We start from the raw sequence: 20,688 nt of genomic DNA on the forward strand, positions 1-20,688 counted from the left end.
CCCGTCGCACATCCCGCCCCGGACTCCACACGGCCCCGCCCGAGCGGTTCGGACGACGGCCCCCACCCGGTTCGCCCCCGCGCACACGAAGCCGGATCTCCCGGGTCCCGCGCCGGGATGCAGTGCACGGGCAACGGCGGGCCCGGAGCCGCCCGTACGGTGAACATGCTCGCCCCGCACGGGTGCCCCGCGAGGGCGGACCCTTCCCGAGGGAGCGGCCGATCACCCCGCGAGTAGGGTCGTGGCCATGAAGCTGGCCTTCTCCACGCTCGGCGTGTCAGGACTCGCGATCCCCGAGGTCATCGGGCTCGCCACCACGCACGGCTACCACGGTGTCGAACTGCGCGCCCACACCGAGGAGTCCGTGCACCCGGGCCTGACCGCCGCCGAACGGTCCGGGGTCGCCTCCGCGTTCGCGGACTCCGGCGTGGAGGTCCTGGGCGTCGCCGGATACGCACAGGTGGCGGCTCCCGGAGGCGACGGGCCGGTGCTGGACGAGGTGCGGGAGTTGTTGGCGCTGGCGAGCGACCTCGGTGCGCCCTACGTGCGGGTGTTCCCCGGGGCGGGGTCCGGTCTGGGGCCCGCCGAGGCGGCGGAGTCCGAGAGCACGGCGGCCCGACGGCTCGCCGTGGCCGCCGAGTGGGCCGCGGACCTCGGGGTGCGCGTCCTCCTGGAGACCCACGACTCACACCGGTCGGGTACGGCGAGCGCACGCATCGTCGCGCGGGTCGATCACCCCGGGGTGGGCGTGCTGTGGGACGTGCTGCACACCTGGCTCGCCGGGGAGGAGCCTGCGGTGACCCACGCGGCGCTGCGGCCACACCTCGGTTACGTCCAGGTCAAGGACGTGGCGTCCGCCGAGGACACCACCCCGTTGGGGCTGGGTGCGGGGGTCCTGCCCCTGGGCGCGTGTCTGGAGGCCCTCAGCCGGGACGGCTGGGACGGGTGGCTGTGCTGGGAGTACGAGAAGAGGTGGTACGAGGGGGCTGCTCCGCTCCCGGGTCTGCTGGGGCCGGGCCGGGAGCACTTGGCACGACTGCTCGACGGAACGGAGCACGGCGACTCCGCGGGTCTCCGCCCGACGAGGTTGCGTCCGGCGTAGCTCCGGCCGGTGCGGTACCGGGGGGGACTACCGGCATGGGGGTGCGATGGGCACGGGGGCAGCGGTGAGGGCAGTGGTGTCGTCGGGGTCCGGCGGCAGGTGACCGGCAGCCACCCGGCCGGGGCCCGCGGGCGGACGGCTCGGCGCGAGTGAGGTCAGGGCGACCCCGGCGACCAGGAGGCCGGCGGCGCACCAGCGCAGCGGGCTGATGGATTCGTCCAGGAAGAGGGCGGCGGAGGACATCCCGAAAACGGGGACGAGGAGGGTGAAGGGCGCGACGGTGGACGCGGGGTACCGACGCAACAGCCAACCCCAGGCGCCGAAGCCCAGGTTGGTGCTGATCCAGGCGACGAAGACGATGGTCCCCACCCCGGCCCAGTCCAGCGAACGCATGGCTTCGAAGCCCACCGACGGGCCTTCGAAGAGGAGGGAGAGCAGGTACAGGGGAAGCACCGGGACGAGGCTGACCCACACGATGAAGTTGAACGCGTCCGGGGGCGCGGCCTTCCGGGTGAGGACGTTGGAGACGCCCCAGCCCGCGGCGGCGGCCACCACCAGGGTGAAGCCCAGCAGCGGCCCCGAGGTGCCTTCGTCCACGGCCGCGACGGCGACACCCACCAGGGCCACGGCCATGCCTAGGGTCCGGATCGGTCCGGGGCGCTCGCGCAGCACGACGGCGGCGAAGACAGCCGTGAAGACCGCTTGCACCTGGAGGACCAAGGAGGTCAGCCCGGCGGGCATGCCCTGGTGCATGCCGACGAACACCAGCCCGAACTTCATGACGCCCAGGGCCATGCCGACCGCGATGATCCACTTCCAGGCGACCTTGGGCCTTCCCACCAGGAAGATCGCGGGCACCGCGGCGACGAAGAAGCGGAGCGCGGCGAAGAGGAGCGGAGGGAACTGGGAGAGCCCGAAGTCGATGACGACGAAGTTGACGCCCCAGAGCGCGGTGACGGAGACGGCGAGGCCGATGTGCGCGAGTCGCATGCATCGAGCATCAACGGCAGCGACTGTTTAGCACCAGCGATGATTGCTGCATGCTTGGATTAAGCATCGCTAAATCCAAGACGGCGGCGGAGCCCCGTGGACAGTGCGGATACCCCCGACTCAGCGGTCGAGAACCCGTGGTCAAAGCGCCGGCGTCACGGAGTCGGCGTCAGGGAGTCAGGAGTCCAGGTGCTGGATCTACAGAGGCTGAAGGCCCTGCACGCGGTGTCCGTGCACGGAACGGTCGGAGCAGCGGCGATGTCGCTCGGTTACACGGCGTCGGCGGTGTCGCAGCAGATAGCCAAGCTGGAACGGGAGACCCGCACGGTTCTCCTGGAACGGTACGGCAGGGGGGTGCGGCTGACCGAGGACGCACACCGCCTGGTGGAGGCCGCGCACGAACTGATGACGATCGTGGAGCGCGCCGAAACGGACCTGGAGGAGCGCAAGGGCACGCCGACGGGACAGCTCGCTATCGCAGCGTTCGCCTCGGCCGCCCGCGGACTGATGCCGGGGGTGCTGGCAGAGCTCGCGGCGCGTCATCCGACCTTGGACGTGCGCATGTCCGAGGTGGACCCCCACGAGTCGGTGGACCTGGTGGCGAAGGGTGTGCTGGACATGGCGGTGGCCCACGACTGGGACATCGCACCGCTGCCCGCACCACCGGGGGTGGAACAGGCCCGGATCGGGGACGACCTGTGCGATCTGCTGGTGCCGCGGGGGCACCGGTTCGCACGGCGGAAGAAGGTGCGACGGGAGGAGTTCGACGGGGAGCGTTGGGTGTGCCAGCCACCGGGGCGGGTGTGCCACAACTGGCTGATGGGCACGTTGCGGACCGCGGGGATCGAACCTGACGTGGCCCACTACGCGGATGAGAACCCCACGCTGGTGGCCTTGGTGGAAGCGGGACTGGGCATCGCGCTGATCCCCAGGCTCGGACGGGGCCCGCTGCCGGACGGCGTGGTGGCCGTGCGGCTGGACCCCGTGCCCGTGCGCCACCTCTACGCGATCTGGCGTACCGGAGCAGCACGGCGGCCGGCCATTGCCGAAATGGTCCGGACCCTGCACGAGCACTGGCCCCGGGCCGCGGAGGGCACCCCGCCGATCGTGCGGTGAGACGCGCGTGGCGAGGCGGGCGTGCGGGTGCTTGGTGAGCCCGCCCGGGCGGCAGGGCGCGGACGCGGTGCCGGGGGGGCGGGGAGGGGAGGGAGGGGGGAGGGGGGAGGGGGGAGGGGGGAGGCCCCCCCGAGTGGCTGGGCAAGGTGAATGGGGCTGGTGCAGGTGTCTGGAACGATGGGTCCGTGCATGTGGATGATCAGGTCGGCCCAGGTGTGTCCGCGGACCTCGCGGCGTTTCTGCGGAACGCTGATGACGACCGTCCGGTGAAGATCGTGCCTTCCGTCTGCGGCGAGTGCGGCGGGCGCGTGTTCGTCGTGCTCGTTGACGATGTCGAAGGCGGAGCCGAGCGGGTGTGCACCGGGTGCGGCGAGCGCGCGTTCATCGCGGACAGTGCGGAGTTCTGGGGGGAAGCGGACCCCGGCGAGGCCGGCTGCCCGTGTGGGGGTGGGGAGTTCGAGACGGCAGTCGCGTTCTCGCTCGCCGCCGACGGGTCGGTCCGCTGGGTGACGGTCGGGCTGCGGTGCCAGCAGGACGGCCGCTGCGGGATCTATGTCGACTGGAAGATCGACTACGGCCCCACGGATCACCTCCTGACCCTGGTCTAGCAGCGTCGAAGGTCTCATCGGCCAGCTGCTCCGACCAGCCTCACCGTTCTGGGCCGGCACCGCCCCGAACCAGCTGACGGAGGGGACGCCCCACGCGTCCGTGGGGGACACTCCCGGGGCCGACACGTCACGCCTCCCCCGGGGAAGCCCGATCGCGGGCTACCGTCTGACCATCCGATATCCGCAGTTTCGGACGATTCCTTCAACAGTCAGAGGTGGTGGAGGGGTTGACCGGTCGTTCCTCTCGACGGCCCGGGCCCGCACCCCGAGCCCCCTCGGAAGGAGCCCGCGTGCCCAACCCGCCCTGCGCCCCCGATTCCCCTCCAACCCCTCCAACCAGTCAAGCCGCTCAAGCCGCTCAAGCCGCTCAAGCCGCTGCGATCCAAGCACCCGGCACCGCCCCCGCGTCCTCCTCCCCCACCCGACGGACGGTTCTCGCGGTCACCGCCGCCGCCCCCGTAGCGCTCACCGCGCTCACCGCGGGCACCGCCGCCGCCCCGACACCCGCGCACGCGACGGCCCGCGCCACCGGCAACACCGTAAACACCGGCTCACCCACCGATTCCAGTGACTCCGTCGACTCCGCCGACTCCACTGATTCCGCCGCAGGCCCACGGGAACGGCGGCTTCGGCGGTTGCTCTCCCGGATGACCCTGGAAGCGAAGGTCGGGCAGCTCTTCGTCATGCGGGTGTACGGGCACTCGGCGACCGCGCCCGATCCCTCGGACATCGAAGCGAACCTGCGCGAGATCGGGGTGCGAACGGCCGCCGAGTTGGTGGCGGAGTACCACGTCGGAGGGATCATCTACTTCTCCTGGGCCGGGAACACCCGCGGCCCCGCGCAGATCGCCGCACTGTCGAACGGCATCCAGCGCGCCGCCCTCGCGCAGGACGTCCCGGTGCCGGTGCTGATCTCGACCGACCAGGAGCACGGGATCGTGTGCCGGGTCGGAAGTCCGGCGACGCTGTTCCCCGGTGCGATGGCTGTCGGGGCGGGCGGATCTGTGGCCGACGCCCGCGAGCTGGGCCGCATCGCGGGGGTCGAACTGGCCGCGTTGGGCATCCGACAGAACTACTCCCCCGTGGCCGACGTCAACGTCGACCCGGCGAACCCGGTGATCGGCGTACGGTCCTTCGGCAGTGATCCCGAGGCGGTGGCCGAACTGGTGGCAGCCGAGGTGCGCGGGTACCAGCGCGCGGGGGTCGCCGCCACCGTCAAGCACTTCCCGGGGCACGGGGACACCCGGGTGGACAGCCACACCGGCCTGCCGGTGATCGGGCACTCGCGGGCGGAGTGGGAACGGCTCGACGCGCCACCGTTCCGAGCCGCGGTGCGCGCGGGCGTCGACGCGGTGATGACGGCGCACCTCCAGTTCCCGGCGCTGGACCCGTCCGGTGACCCGGCGACCCTGTCGCACCCCATCATGACGGGCATCCTCCGTGACGAACTGGGCTATGACGGGGTGGTCGTCACGGACTCGCTGGCGATGGAGGGCGTGCGGCAGAAGTACGGGGACGACCGGGTTCCGGTACTGGCGCTGCGGGCCGGAGTGGACCAGTTGCTGAACCCGCCGGACCTCAAGGCCGCATTCGACGGCGTCCTCGCGGCGGTGCGCGACGGCGAGATCACCGAGGAACGGTTGGACCGGTCGGTCCTGCGGGTGCTGCGGCTCAAGGAGCGGCGCGGGCTGTTCCGCTCCCCGTACGTGCCGGAAGGCGCGGTGGGCGCCGTGGTGGGGCACCGGGCGCACCGGGCCGCCGCCGACCGGATCGCCGTTCGCGGTACGACTCTGCTGACCGACGCGGAACGCCTGCTTCCGTTGTCCCGGCGGACCCACCGTGACCTGTTGGTGGTCGGCGCCGACCCGGTGTCGCCCTCCGGTACGACGGGCCCGCCCACTGCGGTGCTGGCGGCGGCGCTCACGGAGTCGGGGTTCGCGGTGACGGCCCTGTCGACGGGTACGGCGCCCTCGCGGGAGCGGATCGACGCCGCGGTGGTGGCGGCCCGCGGCAAGGACGCGGTCGTGGTCACCACGTACAACGCGGCGGCCCACAGCGGTCAGCGGACGTTGGTCGCGGAGTTGGCGGCGGCGGGCGTCCCGGTGGTGGCGGTGGCGTTGCGCGACCCGTACGACGTGGCGTGGCTGCCCGGCGCGGACGCGGTGCTGGCGGTCTATTCGTGGGGCGACACCGAACTGCGGGCCGTCGCGAAGGTTTTGGCGGGTCGGGCGCGACCCGGGGGGCGGCTGCCGGTGCCGGTCCCGTACCCGGGTGACCCGGGTCGGGTGTGGTTCCCGCTGGGTCACGGGCTTTCGTACCGTTGAGGCAGGACGTTCCGCCCGTGGGTGCGCGAACCCACGGGCGGGACGGACGCCTACCCGCAACCGCTACGGCGGTGGTGCTACGGCCGGAGCGTGGGCTGCTGGAGCGTGGTGCCCTCGCGGTCGAGCCGGCGGTCGTACGGGGCGAGCGGGGCGACCTCGCGGTCCGGGGCGTTCGCCGCGGCGGCGGCCTCCGGGGCGAGTCCGGCCCAACTCAGGATGCGCTCGGTCGCCTTGGCCCGCTCGTCTTCGACGAGTCCGGCGACATTGGCCCCGTGGTTGGCGCCGGGGGCGGTGAAGACGTACGAGTCCCGGGAGTCCTTGCCGAGGCGGAAGGGTTCGGCGCCCCAGGGGTCGTTCTCACCGTAGACGTAGAGCATGCGGGTGGCGTTGTCGCGCACCCAGCGGTCGACGTCCCGCATCGCGTGCTTCTCGAAGGACATCGGGATCGATCGGGGCACCAGGGCCCGGGGCGGCTGGTAGCCGTACCGGGACAGGTCGCCGAGCCACGGCTGACGGACGTCGGGGCTGCCGAGTTGGGTGCCCGCCTGGTAGTAGTACGGCGTGTACGGCTCCAGGCCCTGGTCGGTGTAGGAGTACCAGCCGATGATCCTGTCGACGAAGGCGAAGAGTTCCTCGTCGGTGGCCCGGTCGGCGTCCGGGAGGGTCAGGCAGTCCGCCTCGTCCTGGTACTGCCAGAAGCCCCACACCAGGTCGAGGACGACGCCCTCGAACGCCTTGTCGAGGCTGCCGATGGTGGCGAACGTGTTGCCGCCGCCCTCGGCGAGTTCGGCGTACATCTTCGAGAGGGGGGCGCGGCGGACCAGCGCCTTGCGTTGGAGGGCGGCGAGCGCGTCGCGGCACTCCTCGGTGCCGACGTTCGCGAGGAACCGGTCGTACCGTGCGTCCTCGCGGTTGTCGACGTCGTTGGGTGCGACGTAGGCGACGATGCCGTCCATGTCCCGCGGGTAGAACCGCTCGTAGTACGTGGCGGTCATGCCGCCCTTGGAGCCGCCGGTGGCGATCCACTTCTTCGAGTAGATGCCCTTGAGGGCCTTGAAGATGCGGTGTTGGTCGCTGGCGGCCTGCCAGATGGTCAGCTTGGACCAGTCGGCGGGTGCGGGGCGGGACGGCGAGAAGTAGCGGTACTCCATGGAGACCTGGTTGCCGTCGACGATCCGGGTCGGTTCGCTGCGTCCCGGGTTGGTGGACACGTGGTAGCCGCTGGTCGAGAAGACCGTGGGGCGGTCCGTGTCCTTGTGCAACACGGTCACGCGCTGCTGGAACGTGCCCCGCGCGGGGCGCCGGTGGTCGACCGGCTGGGTGTACGCGAGGACGAAGTACCGGTAGCCGACCAGTTGTCGTTCCTCGACGATCTTCAAGCCTGCAATGGCGAGCAGCCGGTCCTTGATGTCGGCCGGCTCGGTCCTGGTCGCGGCGGTGGCCGCGCCTGCCGTGCTCACGGTGCCTATGAGCACCACGAGCGACAGCAGCCATCTGAGCGCTTTGGTCATGCGTTCTCCCCTGGGTCTGCTGATGCCTGCGCGAACCTAGCGGAGCGACACCGGCTGCACTAGTACCCCTTGGTGACGGGTGACCACTTCCGTTGCGTGGGGGGAGGGGCAGCGACGGGCGTTGCGGGGCGAATCGGGCGGCGGGTCGCCCTTCGAGCGTCCGTACGGATCACCCGGTCGGCGGGCCCGTTCCGGGCGTGGCGCGCGGCGGGTCAGCAGAGCATCCATCCGCTGCGGCGGTGCTGCCCGCTGATGGAACCGGCCACCCGGACGCAGCGTTGACCCGCGTAGACGGTCACGGGGATGCTGCGTTTGCGGAACCAGCCCCGTTTGACGACCTCTCGGCTGCCGCGGGCCTGGACGCCGACGGTCATGTGGCGCAGGTCGCCTCTGCGGTGGGCGGTGGTGACGGCGCACACCCAGCGGGAGTTCTTGTAGACGACGACCTCGCCGGGGCCCAGTTGCAGGGTGCGCACGACGCGGCCGGCGCAGGACGGGGCGGCCTCGGCTGAGGTGACGGCCGGTCCGGCGAGGACGAGCAGGGAGGCGAGGGTGAGCGCCGTGGTGAACAGCGCTCCCGTCCGGGCAAGTCGCGCGCGAAGGTCGCCGTTCTCCACGTCACCTCTCCAAACGCACCGGCATCAGGGGTCAACGTCCTGACGTAGGGACGCTGGTGACGTCCGTGCGGTTGCAGGTGGCCGGAAGTGGTCGGAGCGGTCCCGGTCGGAGGTCGCCGGGGCTACCGGGGGGGGTGCCGCCCGGTACGGCGGCCCCCCGTTGCGTTGGCGCGTTCAGTCGGCGCCGATGCCGATGGTCGTGCCGGTGGGTCCGCTCCCGTCCCCGCGGTCGGGTCGGTCCTCGTCGGCGCCCACGAAGGTGCGCCACAGTCGGGCGTACCGGCCGTCGAGGGCGAGGAGTTCGGCGTGGGTGCCGTCTTCGGCGACGCGTCCGCGGTCCATGACGACGACCCGGTCGGCGCGGGCGGCGGTGGTGAGCCGGTGGGCCACGACCAGGGTGGTGCGGCGTCCGGCGAGCCGGTCGGTGGCCTGGTTGACCTGGGCCTCGGTGGCGAGGTCGAGGGCGGCGGTGGCCTCGTCGAGCAACAGGATGTCGGGGTCGACGAGTTCGGCGCGGGCGAGGGCGATCAGCTGCCGTTGCCCGGCGGAGAGGTTGCGTCCGCGTTCGGCGACCTCGTGGAGGTAGCCGCCGTCCAGGGTGGCGATCATGTCGTGTGCGCCGACCGCCCGGGCGGCGGCCTCCACCTCCGCGTCCGCGGCGTCGGGCCGTCCGTAGGCGATGGCGTCGCGCACGGTCCCGGGGAAGAGGTACGCCTCCTGCGGGACGACGCCGAGGCGGTGGCGGTACGAGGTGAGGTCGAGGGAGCGCAGGTCGGTGCCGTCGACGGTGACGCGGCCGGCGGTGGGGTCGTAGAACCGGGCGACCAGTTTGACCAGGGTGGACTTGCCGGCGCCGGTCTCCCCGACGAACGCGACGGTCTGCCCGGCCGGGATGCGCAGGGCCACGTCGCTCAGCGCGATCGGGGAGGAAGCGGTGGGGACGACGCCCGGCGGCGACGTGACGGCGCCCTTCGTGCCCTCCGCGCTGTCGGGGCGCTCGGCACTGTCAGGGCCCTCGGCGTTCCCGATGCCCTCGGGGTCCTCGGTGCGGTAGGCGAAGCCCACGTCCTCGAAGGCGATCTCCCCGCGCAGGGAGCTCACTTCGAGCGGTTCGGCGGCGCGGCGGGTCGAGGTCGGTTCGCGCAGGAGCTCCTGGACGCGGCCGAGCGACACCGTCGCCTGCTGGTACCCGTCGAAGACCTGTGAGAGCTGTTGGACGGGTGCGAAGAACAGTTCGATGTACAGCAGGTAGGCGACGAGCGCACCGGTGGTGAGGGTCGCCGCTTCCACCCGTCCGGCGCCGACGATCAGCACGGCGACGGCCGCGCCCGACGACAGGAACTGCACGAACGGGAAGTACACCGAGATCAGCCACTGGCCGCGGACCCGGGCGGCCCGGTAGTCGGCGCTGCGTGCGGCGAACCGCTTCCGGCCGTCCTCCTCGCGTCGGAACGCCTGCACGATCCGCAGTCCGGCCACGCTCTCCTGGAGGTCGGAGTTGACGACCGACACGCGTTCCCGGGCGAGTTCGTAGGCCCGCACGCTCTGTTTGCGGAAGAAGTACGTGCCGACGACGAGCAGGGGGAGCGTCAGGAAGACGACCAGGGCGAGCTGCACGTCGAGCACGACGAGCGCGACCATGATCCCGAAGAAGGTGACGACGGAGACGAACGCGGTGACGAGTCCGGTCTGGAGGAACGTCGACAGCGCGTCGACGTCGGTCGTCATCCGGGTCATGATCCGCCCGGTCAGCTCGCGTTCGTAGTAGTCGAGGCCGAGGCGTTGGAGCTGGGCGAAGATCTTCAGTCGGAGTGCGTACAGCATGCGCTCGCCGGTGCGGCCGGTGAGTCGGATGCCGGCGTTCTGCGCGGCCCACTGGGCGAGCACGGCGAGCAGCCCGAGCAGGGAGGCGGCCCACACCGCGCCGAGGGCGGCTTCGGTGACCCCGGAGTCGATGCCGTGCCGGATGAGGACGGGCAGCAGCAGGCCCATCCCGGCGTCGACGGCGACCAGGGCGAGGGCGATGCCGAGCGGGGCCCAGAAGCCGCGCAGCAGTCGCCGCAGTCCGTAGGAGTCCTCGGGCAGTACGGCGCGGGCCTCGTCGACGGCGGGCCGGTCGGTGGCCGGTGGTAGCGCTTCGACCTGGGCGAGCAGTTCGGGGGTCGCCGGGGTGCCGTCGAAGTCGCCGTTGCCCTTGGGGGCGCGGTCGCCGGTCCACAGGTGGGGGGTGATGCCGTGCTCGGCGTCGTACTGGGCGTCGAGTTCGGCGCGGAGCGCGGCGGCGTCCGGGCCCTCCTCGGTGAGGACCCGGCCGGCCGGCACGTGGCCGGGCGAGACGGCGCCCAGTTCGTCGGGGTCGGTGAGGAGCCGCCGGTAGAGGGGGGAGCGGGCGGTGAGTTCTTCGTGGGTGCCGAGGTCGGCCAGTCGTCCCCGGTCGAGGACGGCGATCCGGTCGGCGAGGTTCAGGGTGGAGCGGCGGTGGGCGATGAGGAGGGTGGTGCGTCCGGCCATCACCTGGCGCAGTGCCTCGTGGATCTCGTGTTCGACGCGGGCGTCCACGGCGGAGGTGGCGTCGTCGAGGACGAGCAGGCGCGGGTCGGTGAGGAGGGCGCGGGCCAGGGCGAGGCGCTGGCGCTGGCCGCCGGAGAGGGTGAGCCCCTGTTCGCCGACCTCGGTGTCGTACCCGTCGGGGAGTTCGTCGATGAACCGGTCGGCGTGGGCGGCCCGGGCGGCGGCCCGGATCTCCTCGTCGGTGGCGTCGGGCCTGCCGTAGGCGAGGTTGGCGCGGATGGTGTCGGAGAAGAGGAAGCTGTCCTCGGGGACGAGGCCGATGGCGTGCCGCAGGGAGCCGAGGGTGAGGGTGCGGACGTCGTGGCCGCCGATGAGGACGGCGCCCCGGTCGACGTCGTAGAAGCGGGGCAGGAGCTGGGCGACGGTGGACTTGCCGGAGCCGGAGGCGCCGACCACGGCGAGGGTCTCCCCGGCGCGGATCTCGAAGCTGAGTCCGTCGAGCACGGGGCGTTCGCTGTCGTAGCCGAAGGTGACGCCGTCGAACTCGACGGTGGCGGGGGCGTCGGCGGGCAGGGCGCGGGGGCCGTCGGTGAGGGTGGGTTCGGTGTCGATGAGTTCGAGGACGCGTTCGGCGCCCGCGCGGGCCTGCTGGCCGACGGTGAGGACGACGGCGAGCATCCGGACCGGGCCGACGAGCTGGGCCAGGTAGGCCGAGAAGGCGACGAAGGTGCCGAGGGTGATCTGTCCCCGTACGGCCAGCCAGCCGCCGAGGGCGAGCATCGCGACCTGGCCGAGGGCGGGCACGGACTGGAGGGCGGGGGTGTAGCGGGCGTTCAGCCGGACCGTGCGCAGCCGTCCGGCGAAGAGTCGGCGGCTGACGTCGCGGACCTTGCCGGTCTCCTGGTCCTCCTGGCCGAATCCCTTGACGACCCGGACTCCGGACACCGCCCCGTCCACGACGGAGGCCACGGCGGCGGCCTGTGCCTGTGCGTACCAGGTGGCGGGGTGGAGTTTGGTGCGGCTGCGTTTGGCGATGAACCAGAGGGCGGGGCCGACGGCGACGGCGACCAGGGTGAGTGGCAGGGACAGCCACGCCATGATGGCGAGGGACATCAGGAACAGCAGGACGTTCCCGATGGTCATCGGCAGCATGAACAGCAGGCCCTGGATGAGCTGGAGGTCGCTGGTGGCGCGGCCGACGACCTGGCCGGTCGACAGTTCGTCCTGCCGGCGCCCGTCGAGTCGGGTGATCGTGTCGTACATGTCGGTACGGAGGTCGTGCTGGACGTCCAGGGCGAGGCGTCCGCCGTAGTAGCGGCGGACGTACGTGAAGACGTAGACGACGGCTGCGGCGGCCAGCAGGAGGCCGGCCCAGACGGCCATGGAGCGGGTGCGGTCGCCCACCACGTCGTCGATGATCACCTTGGTGATCAGGGGGACGAGGGCCATGACGGCCATGCCGCCGAGGGAGGAGACGAGGGCGAGGACGACGTCCTTGGGGTGGCGCCAGGCGTACGCGGTGAGGCGGCGCCCCCAGGAGGGCGCGGGGACGTTCGGAGCACTGGCCCCAGGGGCGTCCGCGGGGCCGTTCGTGTGAACGGGGCCTTGCGGGGACGGCCCTCCGTCGCGGCGCTCCCTGGGTCGGTCGCCGGGTTTGTCCCGCTCCCCCTTCTGCACTGACACCCGTTCCTCCCGATTCCGCCCGGTCCGCCGTCGTACCGGTCCACCGGAATGTGAACATCGGATGATCCGGATTTCATCCCCCCGCAACAATCGGGCGGAAGCGCGGCGGCGCACGCGGACACGGAGAGCGTGCGCGCGGGTGCGGGTGGTGAGGGTGCGCGCGGAGGGCGCGCGGGAACGGCGAAGGTCCCGCACCCCCCGGGTGCGGGACCGGTCAGCCAGTGCTCCGGGGTGTCACCCGATCGGAACCCCGGCAACACCCGCAGCGCCCGGCGCCTCCGGAACGGCGGGGATCGCCTCACTGGGCGTCGCGGTGGGCACGTAGCGCTGGGCCGCCGCCGTTCCCGGCGCGAGGTCCTTGTGGACGGCCTTCGCCACGGCCTGGATGGTGGCCACCCCGTAGTTCATGTTGCGGTTCCCATGGGTGAGGACGGTCATGTAGTAGTCCCGTCCGCCGCCCTGGAACGCCCCGATGCTGTGCACGCGCCACCCGTGCTGGGCCCGGGGCAGCCAGCCGTTCTTGACGTACTTCTTGGTGGACGAGGGGGCCCCGGCCGGGGTGCCCCAGCGCTGCGAGCTGATCACCTCGTTCATCAGTTTCTTGAGGTACGCGCGCGAGCCGTCGCTGAGCACCGAGTTCTTCGCGGTGATCAGGGACAGCAGCCGCTGCTCGTCCTTGATGTTGACCCGGGTGAGCCCCCAGTAGCCCCGCGCACCGGGCACCGTCTTCTTCATCCCGGCGGCCGTCAGGAACTTCTTGATCTTCGTGGTGCCGAGTTGCTGCCAGAAGGTGCTGGTGGCCGCGTTGTCGGACTTGGTGATCATCGCCCTGGCGAGCGATGCCTCACGGGTGGTGAGGAGCCGGTCCGTCTTCTTGTAGTCCCACAGCAGCGCGGCCAGCACGGTGACCTTCACGATGCTGGCGGAGTCGAACGATGTGCCTCCGCGCAGTTCGCACTTGGTCTTCGTCTTCCGGTCGTACAGCCCGACCGCGACCGTGCCCGACCGGTTCTTCAGCGCCGCCGTGATGTCCTTCTTCAGCTTGGCCGCGAGCCCCGGCTTGGCCGATGTGCACGTCACCGCCGGAGCGGCGGCGACGGCCGTGCCCGTACCGCTCACCCCTGCCCCCGCGACGACCGCCGCGACGACCGTGCCCGCGACGAAGCCGCGTACCCCCCGAACCCCCATGTCCAACCCCCATGTTCCACGCGTTGCCGCGCATCGCTCGTGCTTCTGGTCTTCCGCCGACTCGGCGGTCCGCGCGTGCGGTTGTTCCGCTCACCACGGATGAATCCGTGCAGGAAGGCGACCCCCCGCCCCTGCACGGGCCTACGTGTATGGGACAGCGAGACCGCGCCGACGGTTGCACGTCCGACGAAAATTCGTGCGACGACCGGCCGTGTGGCGGGCGGGCCGGGGGCCAGGAGCGGGGAGCAGGAACCACGGCCCACCGTGACGGAGCGGATGCCCCCGCGCACCCGGCGGGAGTACAACCCTCCCCCCGGTCAAGGTGTCCTTGTCAGTGCCATCTCCCCTCGTCACCCCATGAGTTCGCCGAGCGGCGCCTCTCCAACGTCAACGGGAGTCGACACCCCATGCGCAAGCCCATACGTCTCGCCCTCGCGACCGGCGCGGTCGTCGCGCTCACCGGCGGGCTGCTGACCCTTCCGGCCGCCACCGTGGCGGCGGCCCCCCGGCCGGCGCTCCCCGACGACTTCAACGGGGACGGCCACCGCGACTACGCCTCGGCCGCCACGACCAGCCCCGGCGGCGCGGTGCGCGTCGTCCACGGCACGGCACGGGGCCCCGGCACGACCGTGCGGTTCATCGACCAGAACAGCCCCGGCGTGCCCGGCGCCGACGAGGAGGGCGATCTCTTCGGCGGGGTGCGCAGCGCCGCCGACTTCAACCGTGACGGTTACGGTGACCTGGCCGTTTCCGCGATCGGCGAGGCCATCAACGGCCGGGACCGGCGGGGCGCCGTGATCATCCTGTGGGGCTCTCCCGAGGGCCTGTCCGGCGGCACCTCGGTACCGTCCGCCGGTCACCAGGCGTGGAACCAGTTCGGCAGCGACCTCGCCACCGGTGACTTCGACGGCGACGGGGACGTCGAGCTGGCGGCCGTCGAGTCCTCGAACGCGTTCGTCTTCCAGGGCGGGTACGCGCCCGGCGCCGTCGACGTGCGGCCCGTCCTGGTGGACCGGGGCCGCTTCTACGCGTCCCACCTCATCGCGGGCGAGGTCACCAAGGACCGTGCGACCGATCTGGTCGTCCTCGGTGCGATCCCCCGGAACAGCCGGCTGACCGGGCACGCCCGCTTCTACCGCGGCGGCGGCACGGAACTCGCCGAGGGGCGGACCATCCCCCTCGACGTCGTGCAGGACCACATGGGTGAGGGCGTCGTCGCCGACTTCGACCGGGACGGGTACGGCGACCTCGCGATCGGCACGCCCGAGGCCACCGGGGCGAAGGGTTACGTCACGGTGTGGCGCGGCGGGGCGAAGGAGGCGACCACCTACCGCCGGATCACCCAGGCCACCTCCGGGGTCGCCGGTTCCCCCGAGGCGGGCGACCGCTTCGGCGCGTCCGTCGCGGCGGGCGACGTCGACCGGGACGGTCACCCGGACCTCGTGATCGGGGTGCCCGGCGAGGACGTGGGCGGCAAGACGGACGCGGGCGCGGTGCACGTCCTGCGGGGCGGCTCGTCCGGGCCGTCCGGTCGGGGTGCCCAGTACGTCGACCGTGCGGCGGCCGGGGTGCCCGGCCCCCTCGCCCGGGGGGACGCGCTCGGCGAGGCGGTGCGGCTGGCCGACACCGATCGCGACGGCCACGCGGACCTGCACGTGACCGGTCGGGAGGGCTCGCTGCGGCTGCCGGGGACCCGGTCCGGCGTCGCCCGCCACGGCGTCACCGTGATCGACCGGGCCGCCGTCGAGGGCATCCTGCGGTAGCGCGGGGTCCGGCGGTCCGGGCCCGCCGCGGGGCTAGCCGTGCGTCGGGGCGAACATGCGCAGTCGCGCCGGCAGCACCACCACCGAAGGGCCGGGCCGCGCCAGGGACTCGGTCAGGGCGGCGCCCAGGGTGTCCGGGGTGGCGCGGGTCGCGGGCACGCCGAAGGACTCGGCGAGGGCGACGAAGTCCGGGCCGGGGAGGTCCATCGAGGGCTCCCCGGCGGGCTCGCCGAACGCGTCGGCCAGGTACGTGCGCAGGATGCCGTACCCGCCGTCGTCCACGATGAGCCAGGTGACGTTCAGGTCGTACTGGCGGGCGGTGGCCAGTTCGGCGATCGAGTACAGGGCTCCCCCGTCGCCGGAGACGGCGAGCACCGGGTGCCCGGGGTCGGCCACCGCGGCGCCCAGCGCGGCGGGGAAGGCGTAACCGAGGCCGCCCGCGCCCTGGGCCGAGTGCATCGTGTTGGGGCGCCGCGCGTCGAACGCGGCCCAGGCCCAGTAGCCGAGGATCGTCATGTCCCAGAAGGACGGCGCGGCATTCGGTAGCGCTGCCCGGATCGTCGCCAACAGCTCCTGTTCCAGGGTGAGTTCCTGCTCGGCGAGCCGGGCGCGGACGGCGGCGAGCACCTCGCGCACCCGCTCCGGTGCGCTGCCGGCGGGGCGGGCCCGGACGGTCTCCAGCAGGGCGCCGAGGGCGAGTCGGGCGTCCGCGTGGATGCCGAGCGCCGGATGGTTGGACTCCAGCTTGCCGGGGTCCGCCTCGATCTGGATCACCCGGCCGCGGGGGCGGAACGTGTGGTACTGGGAGGAGAGTTCACCGAGTCCCGAGCCGACGACGAGCAGCACGTCCGCATCCTGGAGGAACTCCGTGACGTGCTGGTCCTCCATCCAGGACTGGAGGGACAGTTCGTGGTTCCACGGGAAGGCGCCCTTGCCGCCGTACGTGGTGACGACGGGTGCGCCGAGCCGCTCGGCGAGCGCCTTCAGCTTGCCGGAGGCGTCGGAACGGATCACTCCGCCGCCCGCGATGATCGCCGGACGCTCGGCCCGGGACAGCAGGTCGGCGGCGACTGCGGTGAGTTCGGGGCGCGGGTACACCTCCTCCGGGGTCGCATCGAGTCCGGTGACCTCGGGGATCGACGTCGGGGCGAGGAGCACGTCCTGGGGGATCTCCACCCAGACGGGGCCGTGCGGTGCGGTCAGTGCGGACTCCCAGGCCGCCGCGATCGCGGACGGGATCTGGGACTGGGTGCGGGCGAGGTGCACGGACTTGACGACGTCCCGGAACGACGCCTGTTGGTCGGGGAGTTCGTGGAGGTAGCCGTGGCGTCCGCCGCCGAGGCCGGCGGCCGGGACCTGGCTGGCGATCGCGAGGACGGGTGCGGAGGCGGCGGCGGCCTCCTGGAGCGCGGCCAGTGAGGTGAGCGCGCCGGGTCCGGTGGACAGCAGCAGGGGTGCCGCTTCGCCGGTGAGCCTGCCGTACGCATCGGCCGCGAAGCCGGCGTTGTTCTCCACCCGCAGGCCCACGTACCGCAGGTCGCTGCGGCGCAGCGCGTCGAACAGGCCCAGTGCGTGTTGGCCGGGCAGGCCGAAGACGGTGGTGGCGCCGAGGCCGCTGAGGGTCTCCAGGACGAGGTCACCGCCGCGGCGGCCGGCGGGCGGGTCGAGGGCCGCCGCGGTCTGGGCGGGCGTCGGCAGCAGTTCCGGTCCGTGGTGGTCGTGCGTCACGTTCAGCCATTCCCGGGTGGTCGTGGATCGTCCCGCCGTCAGCGGCGGTGCGGTGCGGTCGTCGGTGGGTGACGGCGCGGCCGGCGGTGCGGAGCGTGCGGTGGCCGCGCCGCCGGCCGGGGGCTCAGCCCTCGGTGCGGGAGGCCGCGATCTGGCGGGCCATGATCGTGGTCAGTTCGTAGGCGGTGTGCGAGGCGGCGACCGCGGTGATCTCGGCGTGGTCGTACGCCGGGGCGACCTCGACGACGTCCGCCGAGACGAGGTTGCAGGAGGCGAGTCCGCGCAGGATCTCCAGCAGTTCGCGGGAGGTCATGCCGCCGGCCTCGGGGGTGCCGGTGCCGGGGGCGTGGGCGGGGTCGAGGCAGTCGATGTCGATGGAGATGTACAGGGGGCGGTCGCCGACGCGCTGGCGGAGCTGGTCGGCGACCTCGTCGGCGCCCCGTCGGTAGACGTCGGCGGAGGTGACGATGCCGAAGCCCAGCTTCTCGTCGTCGGTGAGGTCCTGCCGGCCGTAGAGCGGGCCGCGGATGCCGACGTGGGAGAGGGCGGAGGTGTCGAGGATGCCCTCCTCGACGGCGCGGCGGAACGGCGTGCCGTGCGTGTACTCGGCGCCGAAGTAGGTGTCCCAGGTGTCGAGGTGGGCGTCGAAGTGCAGCAGGGCCACCGGGCCGTGCTTCTTCGCGACGGAGCGCAGCAGCGGCAGGGCGATGGTGTGGTCGCCGCCGAGGGTCATCAGTCGGGCGCCGGTGCCGATGAGGTCGTCGGCGGCGGCCTCGATGGTGTCCACGGCCTCGTTGATGTCGAACGGGTTGGCCGCGATGTCGCCGGCGTCCGCGACCTGTGCCAGGGCGAAGGGGGAGGCGTCCTGCGCGGGGTTGTAGGGGCGCAGCAGTCGGGACGCCTCGCGGATCGCGTTGCCGCCGAAGCGGGCGCCGGGCCGGTAGGAGACGCCGGTGTCGAAGGGAACGCCGACCACGGCGACGTCGGCGGCGGCGACCTGGTCGATGCGGGGCAGTCGGGCGAAGGTGGCGGGGCCGGCGTAGCGGGGGATGCGGGAGGAGTCGACGGGGCCGACGGGGCCGGTGGCGGCGGGGCCGGTGGTGGGGGCGCCCTCGGCCGGGTTCTCGGTGCTGCTCATCGTCGGACTCCTCCTGGTGCGGTGCGGGGCGGTGGTCGCCGGGGCCGGGGGTGTCCCGGGCCGGAGGTCCGCCGGACGCTCGTGGCTGTGGTGGGCCGGCGGTCCGGGCACCGGGGTGGTGCCCGGGGTGGACCCGACCCCGTGTTCCAGTGTGGCGCACACCGGACACCGCCCGGGCCACGGGGACCCCGCCCGCCCCGGTGGGTGGGCGGGGTGCGGGTGAGCAGGGCCTAGGGTGGCCGCGACCCCGGCGGAGGAGAGGCGGAGACCACGGTGAGCAGCGGGAACGGTGGCGGGACGGGCGGCGGCAGGACGGTTTCCCCGCGGCGGGACGCGGTACGGAACCGGGACGCGCTGCTGGCGGCGGCCCGCGGGCTGTTCGCCGAGCGCGGGCTGGACGTGCCGTTCGACGACGTGGCGCGCCGGGCGGGGCTGGGCAGTGCGACGCTGTACCGGCACTTCCCGAACCGGGCGGCGCTGGTCGGGGCGGTGTACGGGGACCTGCTCGACGCGACCGCGCGGGCCGGGCGGCGGGCGCTCGACGAGTCGGACGCGTGGGCGGGGCTGGGCGCCTACGTGACCGCCGTGTACGCGGAGCTGGCCGCCGATCCCGGGGCCAATGACCTGATGACGACGGCGATCCCGGGGATCACGGCGCTCGACGCGTTGCACGAGGAGCACCGGCGCACCGTGGCCCGGCTGGTCGCGCGGGCCCAGGAGCAGGGGGCGATGCGGGGGGACGTGGCGGTGGAGGACCTGTTGCTGGCGCTGGCCGCGGTGGGGCGCACGGTTCCGGCGCTGGCGGCGTTGGACGGGGCGTGGCAGCGGCAGCTGGCGCTGCTGCTGGACGGGCTGCGGGCGCCGGCGCCCGTGCCGTTGCCCGGCCGGGCGCCCACCGGGGACGAGTTGGCGGACGTGTTGCACGCGTTGGGGCCGCGGCTGGGCCGCTGAGGTCCCGGCCCGACCTGGGCCGGCCGGCCGGGCGGGCGGACGGGCGGGCGGGCGGACGGGCGGACGGGCGGGCGGACGGCCGGGCGGGCGTGCGGGCGGACGGGCGTGCGGGCGGGCGTGCGGCGCACCGGCGTGGCCACTCGCCGGCCCCGCACGGGGCGCCTCGCCGGAAGGCTCGCGGAGCGGCTAGCATCAAGAAACGGGGACCACTCCCCACTTCCTGTGCTTCCCCGACCGTTCGAAGGGAACGCCCATGCCGTCAGCCACCGCCCCGACCTTGTACGACCTCGCCCCCGCGGGCACCGATCCCGATCGCGACCCCGCCGCCGTCCACGCCCATCTGCGCAGCCAGGGCCCCGTCCACCGGATTCACCTACCGGGCACGGGGGACGCCTGGCTGGTCGTGGGCCGGGCCGAGGCCCGTGCGGCGCTCACCGACCCGGCGTTGAGCAACGACATCCGGCACTCCGGGAGCTGGTCCGACGACGGCGGCCACGCCCTGGGTCGCAACATGCTCCAGACGGACCCGCCCGAGCACACCGCGTTACGGGCGGGCGTCGCCCGGCACTTCACCCCGGCCCGGGTCGCCGCGCTGCGACCGCGCGTCCAGGAGATCGCGGCGGAACTCGTCGCCGCCCTGCCCCGGTCGGGCGAGGTCGACCTCGTGGCCGCCTTCGCGATGCCGCTGCCGGTGACCGTCATCTGCGAACTGCTCGGGGTGCCCGCCGAGGACCGGGCGGCGGTGCGGGAGTGGTCCCGCGACCTCGTGACACCCGACTCGGCCGCCGCCGCGCGCAGTGCCGCCGCCGCGATGACGGGGTACTTCGACCGGATGCTCGTCCACAAGCGGGAGCACCCCGGGGACGACCTGTTCAGCGCCCTGGCCGCGCCGGACGCCGAGGCCCCGCTCACCCCCGAGGACCTGCTCGGCATGTGCTTCCTGCTGCTGGTCGCCGGCCACGAGACCACCGTGAACCTGATCTCCAGCGCCGTCCACGCCCTTCTGAGCCGCCCGGAGTTGCTGGCCTCGGTCCGGGCCGACCCGTCGCTGCTGGCGGGGGTCGTCGAGGAGACCCTGCGGTTCCACTCCCCCGTCAGCGCCGCCGCCTTCCGGTACGCGGCCGAGGACACCCGGATCGCCGACACGCCCGTCCCCCGCGGGGACGCCGTCCTGGTCTCGCTCGCCGCGGCGGGGCGGGACCCGGCGCACTGGCCGGAGCCCGAGGTGTTCGACCCCCGGCGGACCCGGTCGGGGCACCTGGGGTTCGGCCACGGGGTGCACCACTGCCTCGGCGCACCGCTCGCCCGCGCCGAAGCGGTCGTCGCGCTGGCAGAACTCCTGGCCGGCCGACCCGCACTGCGGCTGGCCGTCGCACCCGACGCACTGCGCTGGCGCTCCGCCACCCTGCTGCGGGGGCTGGCCGAGCTGCCCGTGCGGTTCGACTGACCCCGGCACAC

Annotated in this window: 14 protein-coding genes; 7 read left to right on the forward strand and 7 right to left on the reverse strand. The window is 73.1% G+C overall.

Features of this window, described 5'->3' with window-relative positions; genetic code table 11:
• Window positions 1–247 precede the first annotated feature (247 nt).
• Complete coding sequence (locus tag ACFWIA_RS10625; RefSeq protein WP_387002462.1) at window positions 248–1,102, forward strand: sugar phosphate isomerase/epimerase family protein; 855 nt, start codon at window positions 248–250, stop codon at window positions 1,100–1,102.
• Between the two features lie 27 nt (window positions 1,103–1,129).
• Here the strand turns inward: ACFWIA_RS10625 and ACFWIA_RS10630 are convergent, their stop codons facing one another.
• On the reverse strand, window positions 1,130–2,092 hold the full coding sequence (locus tag ACFWIA_RS10630; protein WP_387002464.1) for an EamA family transporter: 963 nt from the start codon (window positions 2,090–2,092) through the stop codon (window positions 1,130–1,132).
• 189 nt (window positions 2,093–2,281) lie between these two features.
• On the opposite strand from ACFWIA_RS10630, the gene ACFWIA_RS10635 reads away from it, so the two are divergent.
• The 3 genes from ACFWIA_RS10635 (at window position 2,282) to ACFWIA_RS10645 (ending at window position 6,140) form a co-directional block, all read left to right on the forward strand.
• A complete protein-coding gene (locus tag ACFWIA_RS10635) occupies window positions 2,282–3,208 on the forward strand; it encodes a LysR substrate-binding domain-containing protein (RefSeq protein ID WP_387002465.1) in 927 nt (308 codons plus the stop codon).
• Between the two features lie 185 nt (window positions 3,209–3,393).
• Window positions 3,394–3,816 (forward strand): hypothetical protein, encoded by a 423-nt coding sequence (locus tag ACFWIA_RS10640; RefSeq protein ID WP_387002467.1) that lies wholly within the window; start codon window positions 3,394–3,396, stop codon window positions 3,814–3,816.
• Between the two features lie 647 nt (window positions 3,817–4,463).
• Complete coding sequence (locus tag ACFWIA_RS10645) at window positions 4,464–6,140, forward strand: glycoside hydrolase family 3 protein (RefSeq protein ID WP_387002469.1); 1,677 nt, start codon at window positions 4,464–4,466, stop codon at window positions 6,138–6,140.
• A gap of 77 nt (window positions 6,141–6,217) precedes the next feature.
• Here the strand turns inward: ACFWIA_RS10645 and ACFWIA_RS10650 are convergent, their stop codons facing one another.
• From ACFWIA_RS10650 to ACFWIA_RS10665, 4 genes are all read right to left on the reverse strand, one after another.
• Complete coding sequence (locus ACFWIA_RS10650) at window positions 6,218–7,651, reverse strand: S28 family serine protease (protein ID WP_387002471.1); 1,434 nt, start codon at window positions 7,649–7,651, stop codon at window positions 6,218–6,220.
• 212 nt (window positions 7,652–7,863) lie between these two features.
• The gene (locus ACFWIA_RS10655; RefSeq protein ID WP_387002473.1) at window positions 7,864–8,268 is read right to left on the reverse strand and encodes a hypothetical protein; all 405 of its coding nucleotides are present in this window, start codon (window positions 8,266–8,268) and stop codon (window positions 7,864–7,866) included.
• Between the two features lie 174 nt (window positions 8,269–8,442).
• Window positions 8,443–12,462, reverse strand: coding sequence for an ABC transporter ATP-binding protein (locus ACFWIA_RS10660; protein ID WP_387002475.1), 4,020 nt, complete (start codon window positions 12,460–12,462; stop codon window positions 8,443–8,445).
• A 234-nt stretch (window positions 12,463–12,696) separates the two neighbouring features.
• On the reverse strand, window positions 12,697–13,650 hold the full coding sequence (locus tag ACFWIA_RS10665) for a serine hydrolase (protein ID WP_387002477.1): 954 nt from the start codon (window positions 13,648–13,650) through the stop codon (window positions 12,697–12,699).
• Between the two features lie 407 nt (window positions 13,651–14,057).
• Between ACFWIA_RS10665 and ACFWIA_RS10670 the strand changes: the two genes are divergently transcribed.
• Window positions 14,058–15,413: an FG-GAP repeat protein gene (locus ACFWIA_RS10670; RefSeq protein ID WP_387002479.1), complete on the forward strand. Its 1,356-nt coding sequence runs from the start codon at window positions 14,058–14,060 to the stop codon at window positions 15,411–15,413.
• 33 nt (window positions 15,414–15,446) lie between these two features.
• Here ACFWIA_RS10670 and ACFWIA_RS10675 read toward each other — a convergent pair whose 3' ends face one another.
• Window positions 15,447–17,141: a thiamine pyrophosphate-binding protein gene (locus tag ACFWIA_RS10675; protein WP_387002481.1), complete on the reverse strand. Its 1,695-nt coding sequence runs from the start codon at window positions 17,139–17,141 to the stop codon at window positions 15,447–15,449.
• A 124-nt stretch (window positions 17,142–17,265) separates the two neighbouring features.
• The gene (speB, locus tag ACFWIA_RS10680; RefSeq protein WP_387002483.1) at window positions 17,266–18,279 is read right to left on the reverse strand and encodes an agmatinase; all 1,014 of its coding nucleotides are present in this window, start codon (window positions 18,277–18,279) and stop codon (window positions 17,266–17,268) included.
• Window positions 18,280–18,552: 273 nt separating this feature from the next.
• Between speB and ACFWIA_RS10685 the strand changes: the two genes are divergently transcribed.
• Entirely contained in the window at window positions 18,553–19,230 is a 678-nt protein-coding gene (locus ACFWIA_RS10685) for a TetR/AcrR family transcriptional regulator (protein WP_387002485.1), read from the forward strand.
• Window positions 19,231–19,483: 253 nt separating this feature from the next.
• Window positions 19,484–20,677 carry a cytochrome P450 gene (locus ACFWIA_RS10690; RefSeq protein WP_387002487.1) on the forward strand — a complete coding sequence of 398 codons (1,194 nt, stop codon included), beginning with the start codon at window positions 19,484–19,486 and terminating at the stop codon, window positions 20,675–20,677.
• Window positions 20,678–20,688 lie beyond the last annotated feature (11 nt).

The organism is Streptomyces sp. NPDC127068, assembly GCF_042724695.1.
Taxonomy (GTDB): Bacteria; Actinomycetota; Actinomycetes; order Streptomycetales; family Streptomycetaceae; genus Streptomyces.